The 16,394-nt window shown below is 47.3% G+C and carries 15 protein-coding genes and 1 pseudogene; 4 read left to right on the top strand and 12 right to left on the bottom strand.

Annotated features, from left to right (window positions below):
• The first annotated feature begins 226 nt into the window (after positions 1-226).
• Positions 227-2,092 (top strand): leucine-rich repeat domain-containing protein, encoded by a 1,866-nt coding sequence (locus CS562_RS28705; RefSeq protein WP_099858997.1) that lies wholly within the window; start codon positions 227-229, stop codon positions 2,090-2,092.
• A 147-nt stretch (positions 2,093-2,239) separates the two neighbouring features.
• Here the strand turns inward: CS562_RS28705 and rlmD are convergent, their stop codons facing one another.
• On the bottom strand, positions 2,240-3,877 hold the full coding sequence (rlmD, locus tag CS562_RS28700) for a 23S rRNA (uracil(1939)-C(5))-methyltransferase RlmD (protein WP_099859052.1): 1,638 nt from the start codon (positions 3,875-3,877) through the stop codon (positions 2,240-2,242).
• Positions 3,878-3,985: 108 nt separating this feature from the next.
• Positions 3,986-4,867: a diacylglycerol kinase gene (locus CS562_RS28695; RefSeq protein ID WP_063568189.1), complete on the bottom strand. Its 882-nt coding sequence runs from the start codon at positions 4,865-4,867 to the stop codon at positions 3,986-3,988.
• 483 nt (positions 4,868-5,350) lie between these two features.
• On the opposite strand from CS562_RS28695, the pseudogene CS562_RS28690 reads away from it, so the two are divergent.
• Positions 5,351-5,613: pseudogene (locus CS562_RS28690) on the top strand (NPP1 family protein); the annotation flags it as partial.
• A 67-nt stretch (positions 5,614-5,680) separates the two neighbouring features.
• On the opposite strand, the gene CS562_RS28685 reads toward CS562_RS28690, so the two are convergent.
• Complete coding sequence (locus CS562_RS28685; RefSeq protein ID WP_099858995.1) at positions 5,681-6,097, bottom strand: DUF4395 domain-containing protein; 417 nt, start codon at positions 6,095-6,097, stop codon at positions 5,681-5,683.
• A gap of 75 nt (positions 6,098-6,172) precedes the next feature.
• Positions 6,173-7,099 carry a ketopantoate reductase family protein gene (locus tag CS562_RS28680; protein WP_099858993.1) on the bottom strand — a complete coding sequence of 309 codons (927 nt, stop codon included), beginning with the start codon at positions 7,097-7,099 and terminating at the stop codon, positions 6,173-6,175.
• 168 nt (positions 7,100-7,267) lie between these two features.
• On the opposite strand from CS562_RS28680, the gene CS562_RS28675 reads away from it, so the two are divergent.
• The gene (locus CS562_RS28675; protein WP_099858992.1) at positions 7,268-7,828 is read left to right on the top strand and encodes a TetR/AcrR family transcriptional regulator; all 561 of its coding nucleotides are present in this window, start codon (positions 7,268-7,270) and stop codon (positions 7,826-7,828) included.
• Between the two features lie 2 nt (positions 7,829-7,830).
• Here the strand turns inward: CS562_RS28675 and bioC are convergent, their stop codons facing one another.
• The 8 genes from bioC to CS562_RS28635 form a co-directional block, all read right to left on the bottom strand.
• On the bottom strand, positions 7,831-8,694 hold the full coding sequence (gene bioC / locus CS562_RS28670) for a malonyl-ACP O-methyltransferase BioC (RefSeq protein WP_099858991.1): 864 nt from the start codon (positions 8,692-8,694) through the stop codon (positions 7,831-7,833).
• Positions 8,654-9,472, bottom strand: a complete 819-nt coding sequence (locus tag CS562_RS28665) for an alpha/beta hydrolase (RefSeq protein ID WP_257219637.1) — start codon at positions 9,470-9,472, stop codon at positions 8,654-8,656. The genes bioC and CS562_RS28665 overlap by 41 nt, the downstream gene beginning before the upstream one ends.
• Positions 9,469-10,647, bottom strand: a complete 1,179-nt coding sequence (bioF, locus tag CS562_RS28660) for an 8-amino-7-oxononanoate synthase (RefSeq protein WP_099858990.1) — start codon at positions 10,645-10,647, stop codon at positions 9,469-9,471. The genes CS562_RS28665 and bioF overlap by 4 nt, the downstream gene beginning before the upstream one ends.
• 13 nt (positions 10,648-10,660) lie before the next feature.
• Entirely contained in the window at positions 10,661-11,659 is a 999-nt protein-coding gene (gene bioB / locus CS562_RS28655; RefSeq protein ID WP_326101881.1) for a biotin synthase BioB, read from the bottom strand.
• A gap of 2 nt (positions 11,660-11,661) precedes the next feature.
• Positions 11,662-12,396 carry a dethiobiotin synthase gene (gene bioD, locus CS562_RS28650; RefSeq protein WP_099858987.1) on the bottom strand — a complete coding sequence of 245 codons (735 nt, stop codon included), beginning with the start codon at positions 12,394-12,396 and terminating at the stop codon, positions 11,662-11,664.
• The gene (gene bioA, locus CS562_RS28645; RefSeq protein ID WP_099858986.1) at positions 12,393-13,751 is read right to left on the bottom strand and encodes an adenosylmethionine--8-amino-7-oxononanoate transaminase; all 1,359 of its coding nucleotides are present in this window, start codon (positions 13,749-13,751) and stop codon (positions 12,393-12,395) included. The genes bioD and bioA overlap by 4 nt, the downstream gene beginning before the upstream one ends.
• 332 nt (positions 13,752-14,083) lie before the next feature.
• Entirely contained in the window at positions 14,084-14,863 is a 780-nt protein-coding gene (locus tag CS562_RS28640; RefSeq protein ID WP_099858984.1) for a sirohydrochlorin chelatase, read from the bottom strand.
• A gap of 2 nt (positions 14,864-14,865) precedes the next feature.
• The gene (locus CS562_RS28635; protein WP_017690665.1) at positions 14,866-15,156 is read right to left on the bottom strand and encodes a YerC/YecD family TrpR-related protein; all 291 of its coding nucleotides are present in this window, start codon (positions 15,154-15,156) and stop codon (positions 14,866-14,868) included.
• Positions 15,157-15,605: 449 nt separating this feature from the next.
• On the opposite strand from CS562_RS28635, the gene CS562_RS28630 reads away from it, so the two are divergent.
• Complete coding sequence (locus CS562_RS28630) at positions 15,606-16,241, top strand: hypothetical protein (protein ID WP_099858983.1); 636 nt, start codon at positions 15,606-15,608, stop codon at positions 16,239-16,241.
• The last annotated feature ends 153 nt before the right edge of the window (positions 16,242-16,394 follow it).

The following is a 16,394-nucleotide window of genomic DNA, read 5'->3' as shown; positions in this document are numbered from 1 at the left end:
GATCAGGTCGCGGCAATAAATTCGTCGCAGCACTCACAACAGATCCCCTCTTAATAATGCTTACCACCAGCCATACTTAAAAAAGATCAAAAAGGGGCAGGATTTCCCTGCTCCTTCGCTATGTGAAACTTCTTTCTCTCATCAAACGTAAATTCACAAGGTATAATGAAGTCAGATGACCGTTCAGCATGATCTTATGACCATCATAATGAAGGAGGGGACATTCGTGGCGTTTATCCCGTTAAACTGTCCCAATTGCAACGGAAGAATTGAATACAAAGAAGGTGAGATTTTAAAGTGTCCCTATTGTGAAACAGAGCTTTTATTGAAGCAAAATCATGTCCATTACGTAGACCAGACCATTAATCATTACCACGGAACGCCCCCTAAAGCACCGCTGAAGCAGGCTGCCTCCGTAAAGCTACTGCTGATGCTGATGTTAGTCCTAACTGGCGCCATCGGTACGTATTTTTATTATAGCAACAGCTCCACCTATCCAAAAACAGAAGCCAATCTGTCTGTGCGAAAGATGCCCGAAAGCGAGGTTCTGCTCTCATTTTTGCGAGATATCTTCGATAAAGGGTCTGCCTTGCCGACAGAGGAGGAACTGGCTCGTCTTCGCTATTTAACCGTAGAGCATTCGGAGAATGATCAGTGGAAGTTTACATATAGCCTCTCCGATCCCTTCAGCGATGAACAGGCCGAGAAGATCACTTATGTTACTCAGGACAAGAAACTGAATAGCCAGCGGATTGATCAGCGAGATTTTGAAGCTTTTAAAGGACTGACGGCATTGGACCTGACGAATACCTATGAAATCTCCCAGACGGACCAAACCACTTTGGCCCATATGTCCGGATTAAAAAGTTATGGAGGCGCTTTTAACGAATCCTTTAGTACATTTTCGGGCTACTTTGGCGACAAGTCTAAAATTACGGAGCTTTCCACTCAGCTTCGCAGCAATCAAGAATTGGCCCTACTGCTGGAATTTCCTAATCTGAGCTCTTTATCCATTACCTATGTGGATGAGTCTGTAACGGATTTCTTTCTGTTGAATAAACTGCCGCTCAAGTCCCTGTCGCTCACCTTTGTCGATGAACTGGGATGGCTGTCTTCCATGACCGGGCTATCATCCTTGTCCATACATTACAGTGAAGCTACAGACTTACAGCCGCTATATGCTTTAACCCAGCTTCAGGAGCTTCAGCTTTCCTATTTAACCAACGTAAAGTCCATCGACTTTGTACAAAATATGCCTGCTCTACAAACGCTAGATATCGAAAATGTAAACTTTTCAAGCCTGGAGCGCTTGGCCGGCAAGGCCTCCATTACTAAACTACGCCTGGCTTCTCTAAGTCAGCTTGGCTCGGTAAAGACCATAAACAGTCTGTCTTCACTGCGGGAATTAACGTTGTCCGGTTATTACGAGAAAGCAGAAGCGCTGACATTGCCAAATGTAGTGCGGGTGGAAGTCCCAGGCTCCTTTCTCTCCGGGCTGAAAGCGCCCGCCGCAACCAGCCTGACGCTCCGTGGCGGAAGTGGAGAGTTGAATTTAGCGGCGCTGGGGAAATTCCCGAAACTGGAGCAACTCTCCCTCTGGGAGATCAGTGAAATAACCCGTCTTAGCGTCCTGGACGGCTTGCCTCGTCTGGAGACGTTAAACATTTACGACTCGTCACTGTTCAAGGAAAGCGATGCTTTATTTCGTTTAAAGCAGGTCAAATCTCTGATGTGCTCCGAGTGCAGGCTGAACTTTGAACAAAAGGCGGCCGCAGAGAACGGCGTGCTTGAACATTTGACCTTAGAGCAGCCATATTTCAGCATAAACAACACCTCTGTTACTGAAGTTGACCAAATGATGCCTTACTTTGCCAAAATGTCCGCTCTACGTTCCTTCACTCTGCAAGACAGCAATTTAGCTTCTCTCGAATTTATGAGTAACTGGCAGGCCATAGAAGAGCTTCATCTCGAGAACAATGCCATTTCCAATATCGAGACCCTAAGCCAGCTGCCTGATCTGCAAAAGGTATATCTATCCGGTAATTCCGTGCAAAACAAGTCCGTGCTTGGTACGGGTGTGCACGTATATTAATTACCGGCTGGCATGATGGGGAGTTTTAGACTACTATAATTAATGAACTCACTCCAGAATCACTCATAAATTAATGGATGGTATTGAAATAAAGACAAGAAGGGGTTCGAGACTCATATATAAATTCTCGAACCCCTTCTGTTTTGTTTAGCTTCTCACCAACATCGCCACCGACTCCACATGCACCGTGTGTGGGAACATATCCACCGGCGTTACCTCAACCGTACGATACCCACCATCCTCCAGCACACGCAGATCACGTGCCAATGTGCTCGGATTACAGCTCACATACACCACGCGCTCGGGTTTCATCTCCAGAATCGTGTCCAACAAACGCGGATCGCAGCCTTTCCGCGGTGGATCAACAACGATAACATCGGCTTCGATGCCTTGCTCTTTCCAGCGTGGAATAACGTCCTCTGAAGCACCAACTTCGAACTTGACGTTCTTCATCTCGTTCAACATCGCATTGCTGCGTGCGTCTTCGATCGCTTCAGGCACAATCTCTACCCCGTACACCTGATCCGCATGCTGTGCGAGGAAAAGAGAGATTGTTCCGATGCCGCAATAGGCGTCAATGACAGTCTCTTTGCCACTCAGTCCAGCGTATTCCACCGTCTTCCCGTACAGCACTTCTGTCTGCACCGGATTCACCTGATAGAACGACCGCGCCGAAATCGCAAACTGTACATCCCCGATATAATCGTAGATCACATCACGGCCCCACAGGACTCGGGTTTCATCGCCAAATATAACATTGGTCTGCTTTTTGTTAACGTTCTGGCAAATGCTCGCCACATGCGGGATCGCTTCACGGATACTACCGATCCATGCATCCTTGTGCGGGATATCGCGGCCATTGGTGACGAGAACAAGCATCATCTCACCTGTACGGAAAGCCTTCTTCACGACCACGTGGCGCAGTAGGCCGCGGCCTGTCTCTTCGTTGTACGCACTAATACCGAGATGGCTGCCTAGTTCCTTGACCTTGGCGACCACTTCATCGTTATGCTCATGCTGAATCAGGCAGCTCTCCATATCGATGATCCGGTGACTTCCTTTAGCGTAAAAACCACCTACCAGACCACCCTCGGCTGCACCGATAGGCACCTGTGCCTTGTTGCGATAACGCCATGGCTCGTCCATACCCATGGTAGGCAGCACACGAATGCCCTGTTGCTCGGCACCTTCCTCATCCTCCACCAACACATTCAGCTTGCCGATCCGCTGCAAATTATCGACCACCAGCTGGCGTTTCCATGCAAGCTGTCCAGCGTAACTCATGTGCTGGATCTGGCATCCGCCGCATTGATCATAGATCGGGCAAGGCGCGGATACACGATCCGGGCTGGCCTTCACGATCTCCAGCAGTTTGGCGTAGCCGTACTGCTTTTTGGTTTTCATCACTCTTACGCGTACGGTTTCGCCTGGAAGCGCGCCCTGTACGAACAACGTATACCCATTCGCACGGCCTACACCCTCGCCGTCATGGTTCATGCCAATGATGTCGATGACGGTCTCTTCATTTTTACTAACGGGCAGTCCTTCAATTGGTGCAGATTCACGTTCCCGTCCATTCGGACGAACGGCAGAAAGAGATGCGCCTTGTGGCCGCACCTCTTTCCCTTGCTGACGTGTAGATGGACGAGATGATTTGCTCGGCTGACGGGATGCTGACGCATTCCCTTGCCCCTGAGAGGCAGCCGAATTCCGGCGGTTTTTTCCACGACCGCTGCGGTTCGTATTAGACAACGTACATTCACTTCTTTCTTCATATATGTTCATCCCTTGTGCAAGGGAGATTCCATTCATTTTTAGGCACCATGAGATTATACGTGATCCCACTGCCCACGGCAACAGGAAATCACATTTTCTCCCCGATCCATACTACGCTTAACGATACAACATCAGGTGATGACGCAGGTTCTTGAATGTCGCAGGCAATGTGCCGCCTAACTCGCCATCCAAATTCAACTGTACATAGCCCGGCGACGTTACTTCCATATAATCCGTTTGGAAATGAACGACTTTCTTATCATTCAGATGTTCACCACGCAGCGCAAGGGTTACGAGGCGAATCATATCAGCCAGATTACATTTGCGCACACCGATCACATCGAACAGACCATCATCAATGGTGGCACCTGGAGCCAGCTTCTCGAAGCCCCCGACAGAGTTTGTATTGGCAATGAGGAACAGCATGAATTCATCATGAATTTCTTCCTGACCCGCAGCACGGATAACCAACTCCTGCGGAGATAGGCTCGCCATTTTCTCAATACCCTTCATATAGTAGGCCAGTTGCCCAATCATCGTTTTCAGACGGCTTGGCACCTCATACGTCAGCTCGGTTAACGAACCCCCGCCTGCAATATTGATAAAATATTTATCATTTGCCTTGCCCAGATCGAGCGGACGAAGCTGCTGGTTAATGACCAGATCGACGTAATCTTCCCACTGTCTTGGAATACCGAGCGCACGCGCAAAATCATTGGTTGTTCCCAGAGGGAATACACCTAGCGGAGGACGATTCTCCCGCTCGGCCATGCCGTTGATGACTTCATACAATGTACCGTCGCCGCCAGCGGCAATAATCATGTCATATCCCCGTTCAATCGCCAGCTCCGCTTCCCGGGTTGCATCTCCCTCACCCGTTGTTGCGTGACACGAGGCTTCGATACCACCTTGATCCAAACGCTGCAAAATATCTGCCAGACGTTTCTTCATTTCTTCCCGGCCTGAGGTCGGATTATATATCAAGCGAGCTTTTTTCATCTCATACGCCACCTATTCCACATTATCCATGAGTCTGAACGACCTCATATTCTTACTATCTGAGAGTGACCGTAGTCGGGCATCATTTTACACAATGACTCACGTCCGTTAATCCTGTCCCAACACTTTTCTCTACTTATATATATGCATAAGGAATTCCGTCTCATTCCAAAGCCTTTATGTACTATCATATCATCAAATGTAAAGATGTCCTAGCCTGTGATACATAAGTAATTATTTTCATATCGATTATAACGAAATTTTACATCTGGATAATAATAACGATAAAACCTAAAGAACTATCCCACTCCAGCAATGACGAGCATGCTCTCTGTTCACTTCCGAACTTGTCTATCCTTTACAAAATAAACCTCTAGCACTCCTCTTGAATCTAATCCTATGGATTTCCTGTCATTTATAACCATCCATCACCATTCTGCCCGCTTGGGCCGGAAATAGTCTTATCCCCTCTCAAATCACGAGAACTGCAGCTCAAACACAGGCCAAGTGTACTCGCGTTCGGCATGGCACAATGGCATATGGGCGATTATGTACGCATGGTACTTCCAGAAAGAATCCCTTCCTCCGGCCTCGGCCATCGTCATGACTGGGAAGCATTGATCGGCTGGGATGATCTGACGTCTGCGGCACTCGATGCTCTGAATACGACCGATTTTGGCAGTGCCAATGTTCCGTTGAATGACAGCAATTTTACAAACAATTTAAACAAGGCCTGGTTTAGATAAAAAAAGTAAAATCCCCTTCAAGTAGACACAGAACTTGGAGGGGATTGTTTTTGCAAAATCATGTAGTTTAAAAGCCAATTTTTCTTCCAGCACGGAGCTGTTTATACCAAAAATATACGGTGCAGCCCACACAGTAACCGAGCAACGCGGCACTTGCAGCGAGGAGAAGCATCGACGAGAAAATATAACCTGCTACCTGCCAACCAAGGCCGAATGAGACAAGTGCCAGCGTGAGAAATAATACGGCCAGAACATTGTTGAAGCGTTGCAGTTCCACTGCCTGTGTCTCTGTCCCTTTTCCCGTTAACACAGCCTTCCCAATCTGCACAAACAAATTAAGCTTGCCTCTGGATGCCAAACCAATGACTTGGATGATCCATAATGCTCCCAGAATTAACGGCTGGTTGAACAGAAATGACAGGACAACAAATAGCACAATCCCAATCTGGTTCGCTTTGACATAGCGCATAGGCACTTCCCGCATCTGCATATCTCCTTATCCCTATTTTATTAGTTGGTTTAATTGTAGTCGGGATCGGGACTTTGAGCAATAGTCATCTCATTTGAGATTAGAATATTCTTTTTTGAGCACATCCCAATGAGGAGTGGGCGTGCGGGTAGCCTTTTTCCAATCAGTAAATGCATTATCTAACGCCTCGATCTCTCCAAAGGAACCCGCAACCAGTTTATAGATCGGAAGCATACTATACATCTTCAGTAGAAGGTAAAACATCCGTTGATGTTTGCGAATCAGTTTGGCCTGAATCTCCGGTATAATCGTTATACCCATAGCCTCAAGCACGCTAAAGCCCTCATCCATCGCCCCAATCATATGCTGGAGTTGCTTCCTGTTCCCGTCCAGCTTGATCATCTCATGCTTCTCATTAAAGCTCACCGCATTAAGCATCAGAATGGGCACAATATGGCTTTTCAGCCAGGCATCGATATCGTCCAGGTAATTCAACTTGTATTTCGTCTTCTCAAAAGCTTGATCCAGTATGGATTTAAAGGCAATCTCGCCGTCCAGCCCACCAATCACCATTTGCCCGCTTGCTCCACCAATGGATAACATCCGATCTTCTTGCCGCCGCCCGCCGCTTACCTGGAAACCAAAGGCGACCTTTTTCTCCACCTTGCTGTTTTCCTCCAAAAAGATTTGCATGCTTCGTGCATCTGCATTGTTGCCGACGATCACCAAGTTCCTGCTCTGATTGGCTGCCAAAATAGGCAGTACTGATGGAAAATCGTTATACTTCATAACCACGAAAATAAGATCATATTCATCATTCTCTTCCAGCGCTCTTGTTACCCGAACCGGATCAACGGTCGTTTTAAACTGGAACACATGACGAATGACAATACCATCTCTCTCCAGTTCCTCTGCCCTCTTCCCTCTAGCCAGAATGGTGACGTCATTTCCCCCACGTACCAGAACCTGCGCCAACTGACTGCCCAGAACACCTGCGCCATACACTAATATATTCATTAGTTATCCCTCTATTTCAAATTTTTATGGATATTCGTTGCTTTATCAACATTTGTTGATAAAATAAGAGTAACAAAGCATCTGCAACGCTTCAATCGCTAAAATATCCGTTATTGTTGAATAATCAACGAATTGATCCATATTGTTGAAAACATCAAAGGAGGAGCCATGGACAGACGAGTTGTCAAAACAAGAAAAGCTATAACCGATGCCTTTATCGGGTTGTTAGAAGAGCAGGAATTCGAGCAAATTACGATTAATGAGATTGCTGATCGGGCCAATGTGAACCGTGGTACCGTCTATTTGCACTACACGGACAAGTTCGATCTGTTGGATCAAAGCATTGAGACGTATTTGCAGCAGCTGGTGGAGAGCTGCATGGTGGAAAGTCCTACAACGCCCATGACCGTCAAGGACGCGTTGCTCTCAACCTTCCGTTACCTGGAGCAGCACGCCCCCGTTTATACCACACTATTAACCCAAAAAGGCATTCCTGCCTTTCGAAACCGGCTGATGAACATCCTGATTCAGGGAGTGGAAGAGCAAGTTGATGCGTGCGGCATTCACAAGGGAATCAATCGGGAGATTAAAGTACAATTTCTGGCCTGTGCCTCCGCTGGGCTGCTGGAATGGTGGATCATGAATTCCATGCCTTATCCAGCCGACCAGATCGTCGAAGAACTGATGTCTTTGCTGGAGCTTCATCTGATTCTTCCTTCTCAGGTATAGGGTTAATAAGGAGCTACGGATTGAATGAACAGGAGATCATATGTTGCAGAGACTCCTCCCTTTATGCTGAACTTGTCCTCATACTCCTTATACATGTTGGTGAACAAACGTCGTAAACTGTACCCAGGAATCGTTGCTGCTTCTGAAGTGCTGGCTCCCATTCCTTTAACCGAATACAGAAAATCTCTTGCCGAAGCATACTTTTCCATATGAATCGAACGCTCACAATGGAAACTAGAATATCCGGATTCCTGAAGCATGATTTCCCATTGAACAGGTGATTGAAACGAAAGTCCATGTCGCTGTGGTTCCATCCCGTTAACACGATAAACTTCATCAAATGCCTCATGCATCTCACGAAATGTATCGGGCCCAAATGTCGTAAATATGAGCAAACCTCCGGGGCGCAGTATTCGCCGCAGGTGACCCAGTGTTTCCTGCGGCGAACTTAGCCATTGAAAACAGGCGTTGGAGACGATGATATCCACGGAGCACTCCGGAGCATTTATTGCCCACATTTCGATATCTGCCTGTAGAAAACGTAAACGATCCTTTGTACAATTCGCAGTACCTGGATGCTCTGCTGTTCGAAACCGCTTAGAAGCCACTTCGATCATCTCCGGTGCAATATCAAGTGCAGTAATATTTGCACTAGGCCATTCATTTACTAGGATTTGAGTCAAAGCCCCTGTTCCACAACCGATTTCGAGAATGCTCGGATCACTTAAGCCCCCTTTGTTTTTCCATTCTGCGAGGGATCTTGCTAGCTGATCAGCCATATAACGTTGAACGTGAGCATGTGCATCATAAGAAGTGGCACTACGATTAAATTGGCGTTGAACAACACGACTTCTTCCAATGGTCATGCCACCATCTCCTCCATTCATCAGCGATGTGTACTTCTTTTCCCAAAAAGGGTGCATGCCCGCAGCCTGTTAATGTAATTAACTCGGCTTGAGGTATTTGAGTGCTACATTCCAATCCAGCACCGTAAGGACATATCCTATCCTCAGTCCCATGAATAAGAAGAACCGGACAATCGATATTGGGCAATTGAGACAAGCATTCCTCGCTTCGTAAAATCTGAAGGCCTGCCAGTAGTGATTGCGTTGTCCAGCTACCTGTATGAGGTAGACGTTCAGCAAGACCCGCCTCCCATTCTTGCTCCGTAAACATAATCTTTCGAAAATTGGCTTCAACTGCGTGTTGATCCTTTAAAATCCCTTTGATCATCTGCCTAACGTATGCATCTGCCAAGCCGCGGTCAAACTCTTCTTTTGAGCGGGTAAAACGAGCCGTTGCACCGAACAGCACAAGGCCATCGGCGTAACCTTTAACCGCTAGTCTGAGCGCCAGTAAACCTCCAAGCGACCAACCTGATATTAGAAGCGGACCTTGGGAAACTCTCTCCCTGCAAGCTATTCCTTCAATGCATAACATATCTCTAACTGATGTTTCAGTTAAATACAGCATTTCCTCTGGAGAATCCGCAGCACTATAATCTACAGAAATATGTCGAAAATCAGGCAATAACAGGCGAAGACGGTCAAACACCGCATCAGGCATGCTCCATCCCGTTAACCATAATATGGTTCCGTTTGTCTCCCGCTCTATTTGCAGTGAATTATTATCCGAGGCATTCATGAGCTCAGCACTCCTAACTGCAGTCCGATTTTGCAGATTTGTGCACTGGCATCATTCAGTTCCTTAGGAGTATGGTCGGCTGATAAGGAGAAGCGGATTCGCGCTGTGCCATCAGGAACGGTAGGCGGTCGGATGGCGATTCCAGCAATACCGCCTGCTTCAAGTGCCTCACTGAAACGAAGAGCCCTTTCATTCTCACCGACAATTATCGGCACAATAGGGGAGTCCCCAGTCCCAACGTTAAATCCGGCATCACTAAGCGAAGAACGAAATAATTGACTTGCCGAGTTGAGGCGTTCGCGGCGCCAATGATCCGCTTTTACCAAAGTTAACGCTGTTGATATACCAGCTACGAGAGAAGGCGGCAATGCCGTTGAATAGATAAGTGGTCTTGCTTGGTTAACGAGAAAGCGGATTAATGTTCGGCTGCCGCAGATATAAGCTCCATATAAACCGAATGATTTGCTAAACGTCCCCATATGCACATCCACATCATGATGCAGACCAAGCTTAAAGCAAAGTCCTTCCCCCCGTTTCCCGTAGATGCCCCCGCTGTGCGCCTCATCCACCATCAGCATTGCCCCGTATTCTTGTTTTAGCGCAACGAGCTCTTTCAAGTGTGCTTGATCACCATCCATTGAAAAGACGGCATCCGTGACAATCAACTTACGTCGTTTATCCCGATGTTTGTTCAATAATAGCTTTAGATGTTCCATGTCATTATGTCGATACCGGGCATGCTCCGCGCGGCTCAGGACAATACCGTCCACGATGCTGGCATGGTTTAATTGATCACTAAAAACGACATCACCCCGGCCCACGAGTGCACGAATGACACCAGAATTAGCCATATAACCATTTGCAAAAACAAGCGCAGCTTCACTATGCTGCCAAGTGGCCAGCGCTTCTTCCAGACGGCCATAAAGCGGTCGATTCCCAGTCACAAGGCGAGATGCGCCCGAGCCTCCTCCTTCGGTAAGAAGCGTCTCGCGAATTGTATCGATGATAGCGGGATGTCGAGCAAGTCCCAGGTAGTCATTGGAGGCCAGGTTGAGGAGCACCCGGTCTCCTCTCCACGTATAACCAGGGCTATCTGGAACCGCGGCACTATCACGTAAGTAACGTTCATTGGAGGCATCAGCCAATAACGCAAGTTCTTTTTCCATCCAATTCATAGTCCGTACCGCCTTAAAGTGCATTTAACTCAATTTCAAAACCCAAATCTTCAATCATTTGATGATCATTCGATATTTCCTGACCTGCTGTCGTTAAATAATCACCTACAAAGAGTGAATTTGCAGCATACAGTGACAAAGGTTGCAATGTACGGAGGTTGATCTCGCGTCCACCCGCAACACGAATCTCTTTAGACGGACATATGAGCCGAAATAGTGCCAGTACCTTGAGCGCCTTCATAGCCGGAGTGCGTCCAGCTCCTTCCAGAGGGGTCCCCGGTATCGCATTGAGAAAATTAATTGGAATTGAATCTGCATCAAGCTTACGGAGTGCCAAAGCCATCTCGACAATTTCCTGATTACTTTCACCCATACCGATAATGACACCGGAACAGGGGGACATGCCGTATGCTTTTACCTTTTCCACGGTTTCAATTCGCTGGTCATAGGTATGCGTCGTGGTTATCGATGGATAATTGGCCTTGCTTGTGTTCAAGTTGTGATTGTATCGGTGCACACCTGCCTCAGCCAAACGTTCTGCTTGACCGTCCTTCAAGATTCCTAGACACGCACAGATTTTAAGTGGCATCGTTTCACGGATTTCTTTTACCGCTTCTACCACTTGATCCAGCTCCTTATTCGTGGGACCTTTGCCTGAAGCTACAATGCAATAGGTTCCTGCTTTACGCGCCATAGCTTCATGTGCTCCTGCAAGCAACGTTTCTTTGTCGAGCAAGCTGTATTTTTGGATGGGCGCGGTGGATACGATAGATTGTGAGCAATAACCACAGTCTTCGGGACAAAAGCCGCTTTTGGCGTTGATGATCATATTCAGCTTCACTTTTTTGCCGTAAAAATATTGCCTCACTTGGAAAGCCGCGTGCATTAGCGGCAGTACCTCATCGTCGTTTGCTTCAAGTACGGCAAGTCCCTCTTCAATCGATAAACATTCGCCATTCAACGATCGTTTCGCAAGCGACGACCATTCTAAATTAGTTACCGTTGTTTTCAACTTCATTCCCCCTCCATGGATTGAACTGTTAATGCCTGTCTGATTGGTGTTAACTGGATCTTCTCTCGAATGACCTGGATCAACATTTCCGTATTCATTTCGTCCATCAAGCGGGGAAAACGTCCAAGAAAGGGTATCCCGCAATAACGTTCAATCAGCTCCGCGTTTGTTGTGATGCTGGAGTCGTTATTAATCTCGTCAGATTCACCATCGTTCAGAATAAAACCTACGACCTTAATCCCATGCTGCTGCAGGTATGACACTGTAAGAAGTGTATGATTAATCGTACCTAGACCTGTCCGCGCAACGATCAGGGCCGGTGTTCGAAGCTCCGAGATCAAATCTACTACAAGAGAGTCTTCGGTCAGTGGAACAGCGACGCCGCCTGCCCCTTCAATGAGTACCGACTCGTATCGATTTGCCAGTGGCTGACCCGCACTGATTATTTCCTGTAGCGTAATTTCCACCCCATCCTGCTTGGCAGCTATCATCGGGGTCAGTGGAGCTTGGAACGTAAATGGCGCCACATGCTCGGCACGCTCATCAATTCCGGTGTATTGCAACAGGCGTTCTGCATCGGTTTCTCCACTGCCAAGAAGTGCACCCGATTGTACAGGCTTCCAGACGCCTATATTCCGTTTTTCAGCACGAAGCGCAGCAACAAGAGCCCCTGTAACAATTGTTTTCCCAACCCCTGTGTCCGTACCTGTTACGAATAATCCGCGAAAACCATTCATGATTCCAAACCACCTTCGGTGACGTCAAAAATGGATTGCATCAAGATATCAATCATGGCTTCAAGCTCAGCCTCTGTGCTAGCAAGAGGAGGAATGAACACAACAACATTGCCAAGGGGTCTCGTAAGCATGCCAAGCTCTCTGGCCCGCTCCGTTACCCGAACGCCGATTCGTTCAGCCCAATCGTACGGTTCCCGAGTTGCTTTATCCCGTACAAGCTCAATTCCTAACATCAATCCCTTCTGCCTGATATCCCCGACGTGTGGAGAATCTTTAAGTACTGAGAGCTTCTGCTCAACAAAAGCCGCCTTTGCTCTTACGCCTTCCACCAGGTTGCGCTCTTCAAATAGTTTCAAGTTAGCCAAAGCAACAGCGCAGCCGAGCGGATTACCTGTGAAGGAATGACCGTGGAAAAATGTTTTTTGCTCCTCATAATCGGCATAAAATGCGCTGTACACCTCATCTGTTGCCAGTGTCGCTGCCACAGGTAAGTAGCCGCCTGTAAGGCCTTTGCCTATCACCATCAAATCAGGTGACACTTCTTCGAGGTCACAAGCAAACATAGCACCTGTTCTACCGAAGCCTGTCGCCACCTCATCGGCTATGAACAGTACATCATATGTACGGCAAAGTGCTGCCATCTCGCGCAGACAGCCGTCTGGCATAATGAGGATGCCGCTAGCTCCTTGCACAATCGGCTCCACGATAATAGCCGCGATTTCATCTGCACTAGTTTCAAGTACATTACGTAATGCGGTTAACGTAGCTTCCATGGCTTCCCGCTCGCCATCCTCATGTCGATAAACGTAAGGATACGGAATGACATGAGTAGGAAACAGCATCGGACGGAACACATCATGGTACAACGGAATTGCACCGACACTTACCGCACCAATCGTATCTCCGTGATAGGCTTGATTCATCGTGATAAACTTCGTTTTACCGGTTTCTCCTCGGTTCTTCCAGTATTGAAACGCCATCTTCACTGCGATCTCGACACCGGTTGCTCCCGAATCAGAATAAAATACTTTATTTAATCCCTCTGGGGAAATCTCTACCAGTTTCTCAGCAAGTTCAATTGCTGGCACATTAGCCATTCCGAGTAACGTAGAATGTGCAACACGTTCCAACTGATCCGTTATGGCTTGGTTCAGCTCAGGTATGTTATGTCCGTGAACATTAAGCCAAACCGAGGCGAAGCCATCATAATAAGCACGTCCCTGGACGTCATAGAGCATGACGCCTTCGCCCCGTTCAATGATGAGAGGATCGGAGTTATTGTAATCTTTCATCTGCGTAAAAGGGTTCCATAAATGGGCCTTATTTATAGCCGCAAGCCGTTCATAATGTGTCACAAGATATCACCTTCCGTTAGATTATTTCAATTGTTAACCAAAATATTTTTTTGAGGTTAACAATTGAATGTTGACATCTTATCAGACAAAAACTTTCCTGTAAAGAGAATCATTTCAGAGTTAGAATCCTCACCCTCCACTCTGTCTCCGCGGATTGAACCCGAGATTTCGCCTCGTAGAGGGTTTTGCCTAATAAAAAAAACACGCCTGATTCGGCGTGTTGGGTCTAAAGTATATGCAAAAACAAAAAAAACGGCATCTCTGCCGTTTGTGTTTAAGCTATTGTTAGAGATAACGGGAATAATCGCTAACTGCGACCTGTTTTCTCTGAATTAAACCTTAACCTCATTACATCTTTCCAGTAAAAGTTGAATTTGGCGCTCCAGCCATGTTCCTAATAACGGATGTGGAAGCAGCGTCTCACCACTATATGCGTAATCCAGTTCCTTCAATCGGCCCGGGATCACCTTCATGGTGAAATAACCGGCACTCAAAAACAGCGGCGCCACAATAACCCGGCTCCCCCGCTCTTCACTCCAGTATTTCGCCTTATCGTACACACTATCCGGATTAAGCAGCGCATAATCGGTATGAGCAACACCGCTGACTTCCTGCACCCGCTGCGCGAGTGAAGAAATACCCGCTTCCCAGCGCTGACGGAATCCATCGTGAATACTCCCATGTCCAACTAGCAGAATCGTCTCCTGTTCTGGTTGCTGCGACAGGGCCTTTACCTTGTCCCAGACCATGACCGCAATATCCGGGTCGTTATCCACAGGATAACCGAAATGAATTTGTGCTTTCACCTCGAAGGGTTCCAGATCAGTCTCACGCTCCGGAGCGCCTTTGGCACCGATGGCATACTCAATCTCATCCACATGTGTACTACCGGACGAAACAAACAGAGGCACTACCAGTATGTCGGTTACGTCCTGTGCTTCCAGTCGGTTGATACCGTCCTGGATCAGGCGTCCTTCCACAAGTTCAAGAAACCCGGCTTCAACGGGCAAGGGTTTAGGCAGATTCAACCGGGAGACCGCGTCATCGACGGATTCTACCCAGGTTTTCTCCTGAGAACCGTGACTAATGATGAGTACACCCGGTTTCTTCATCCTTAACGACCCAGGCGTTCCAGCGTCATTTTATAACCGTCATTACCGTAGTTCAGGCAGCGTTTTACACGAGAGATCGTGGCTGTACTTGCACCTGTCTCAGCTTCAATCTGGTTATAGGTATTTCCTTTGCCAAGCATACGTGCTACTTCCAGTCGCTGGGACATGGATTGAATCTCGTTTACCGTGCAGAGGTCATCAAAAAACACATAACACTCTTCAATATCTTTCAGAGTTAGAATAGCCTCAAATAATTGTTCAATGCTTTTATCATTTAGCTTTTTCAGCTGCATTTCATCATCATCCCCTAGCGGTTACTGTGTACCTTCATTGTACCCAGCCTGAGTTGGTATTTCAAGCGTTAACGATTTCACGCACTACAGAATAAAAATACATGTTACCGCTTTCATATAGCATTAATGTCCTCCCTGCGCGTACAATCCCCCTCTATCTCACGATTTATCCCATTTTTCACCGTATATTTCCGATTAATTATGTAGGAATTATCTTGTTTAAAATGTGACAAATTTGTGTCCGATCTATATAATTCCACTGCGAAGCTATCATCCTCTCCTGCGCCCAAATCCGCAAATATCCCGTTTTGCGGGATACTCGCCTACGCCGTCTCTCCGCTAATGACATACAGTATAGCAAAAGGGAGTTCCAACTCAGTCTGTTATGCACGTCCAGTCGCTGAAGGAACGCAATTCCGAAATCCAACATAGAAGGAACGTGATAGTTCATGCCACAGCATTATTATCACCGTCAGCCCGCTCCACGGCAGCGTCCGTCTTCCCATACGCAACGGCAGGCCCATACTTCTGCCTATATGCCGCCACGGGCATTGAATGAGGCACAGGTTCAGCCCATGTATCCTGGTGTAGAACCTTATTATCCTCCCCAATTCCAAGAGGTTGAAGCATCCGGACTTGTACCTTATAGTCCAGGTGGTCCGGGGGGACCTGGTGGAAACTTTTTCGGCGGGGGAGCTCCTGTTGCTTCCCCTGTTCCGGTGGAAACGCCTGCGTCTTCCTCAGGCTTTTCCCTGGCCAATCTCGGGGAATTAAAAGGAATGATCGACCGTTTTGGTGGAATCGACGGCATCGTGAACGGAATCGGCAAAATGCAAAAGGTCGTTGGTGGCTTCCAGCAGATGGCCCCAATGATGAAGCTGGTGATGGGGATTCTGCCTTTTGGAAAAGGAAAAAAAGGTAGCAGTCTTGCGGATAAAGATTATGAAGAGTATTCGCCACCTCGCTCACGCAAACGTCGTAAAAAAACGACCTCTGCTCCGCGCAAACGGAACACGAGTAGTAAAACGGGCCGGAATAAATCCAATACCACCAAACGTCGTCCCAAAAAAAGCAAAAAGCTCTAACACTTTTCCCAGGCGCCCTCTTACATAAGGGGGTGCCTTAATCCACTTCCATCTTCTTTCTCTTCAATCCACTCAATCGTTCATATAAGAGAATATTCATTACCAATTTCTTAGGAACCTATGTTCTTATTCCCGTGAATTGAGGTATACTGA

This window comes from Paenibacillus sp. LK1, assembly GCF_002750415.1.
Taxonomy (GTDB): Bacteria; Bacillota; Bacilli; order Paenibacillales; family Paenibacillaceae; genus Paenibacillus; species Paenibacillus taichungensis.
Note: the sequence above shows the minus strand (reverse complement) of the source record. Positions and strands in the feature narration are given on the sequence as shown.

What these genes read in the sequence shown, in the direction of transcription:
- CS562_RS28630 (WP_099858983.1), top strand. Translation starts at nt 15,606, where the DNA reads ATGCCACAGCATTATTATCACCGTCAGCCCGCTCCACGGCAGCGTCCG.
- CS562_RS28680 (WP_099858993.1), bottom strand. Translation starts at nt 7,099, where the DNA reads ATGAATATATTAGTGTATGGCGCAGGTGTTCTGGGCAGTCAGTTGGCG.
- CS562_RS28640 (WP_099858984.1), bottom strand. Translation starts at nt 14,863, where the DNA reads ATGAAGAAACCGGGTGTACTCATCATTAGTCACGGTTCTCAGGAGAAA.
- bioC (WP_099858991.1), bottom strand. Translation starts at nt 8,694, where the DNA reads ATGACCATTGGAAGAAGTCGTGTTGTTCAACGCCAATTTAATCGTAGT.
- CS562_RS28685 (WP_099858995.1), bottom strand. Translation starts at nt 6,097, where the DNA reads ATGCGGGAAGTGCCTATGCGCTATGTCAAAGCGAACCAGATTGGGATT.
- rlmD (WP_099859052.1), bottom strand. Translation starts at nt 3,877, where the DNA reads ATGAACATATATGAAGAAAGAAGTGAATGTACGTTGTCTAATACGAAC.
- CS562_RS28635 (WP_017690665.1), bottom strand. Translation starts at nt 15,156, where the DNA reads ATGCAGCTGAAAAAGCTAAATGATAAAAGCATTGAACAATTATTTGAG.
- bioD (WP_099858987.1), bottom strand. Translation starts at nt 12,396, where the DNA reads ATGAATGGTTTTCGCGGATTATTCGTAACAGGTACGGACACAGGGGTT.
- CS562_RS28675 (WP_099858992.1), top strand. Translation starts at nt 7,268, where the DNA reads ATGGACAGACGAGTTGTCAAAACAAGAAAAGCTATAACCGATGCCTTT.
- CS562_RS28695 (WP_063568189.1), bottom strand. Translation starts at nt 4,867, where the DNA reads ATGAAAAAAGCTCGCTTGATATATAATCCGACCTCAGGCCGGGAAGAA.
- bioF (WP_099858990.1), bottom strand. Translation starts at nt 10,647, where the DNA reads ATGAATTGGATGGAAAAAGAACTTGCGTTATTGGCTGATGCCTCCAAT.
- CS562_RS28665 (WP_257219637.1), bottom strand. Translation starts at nt 9,472, where the DNA reads ATGAATGCCTCGGATAATAATTCACTGCAAATAGAGCGGGAGACAAAC.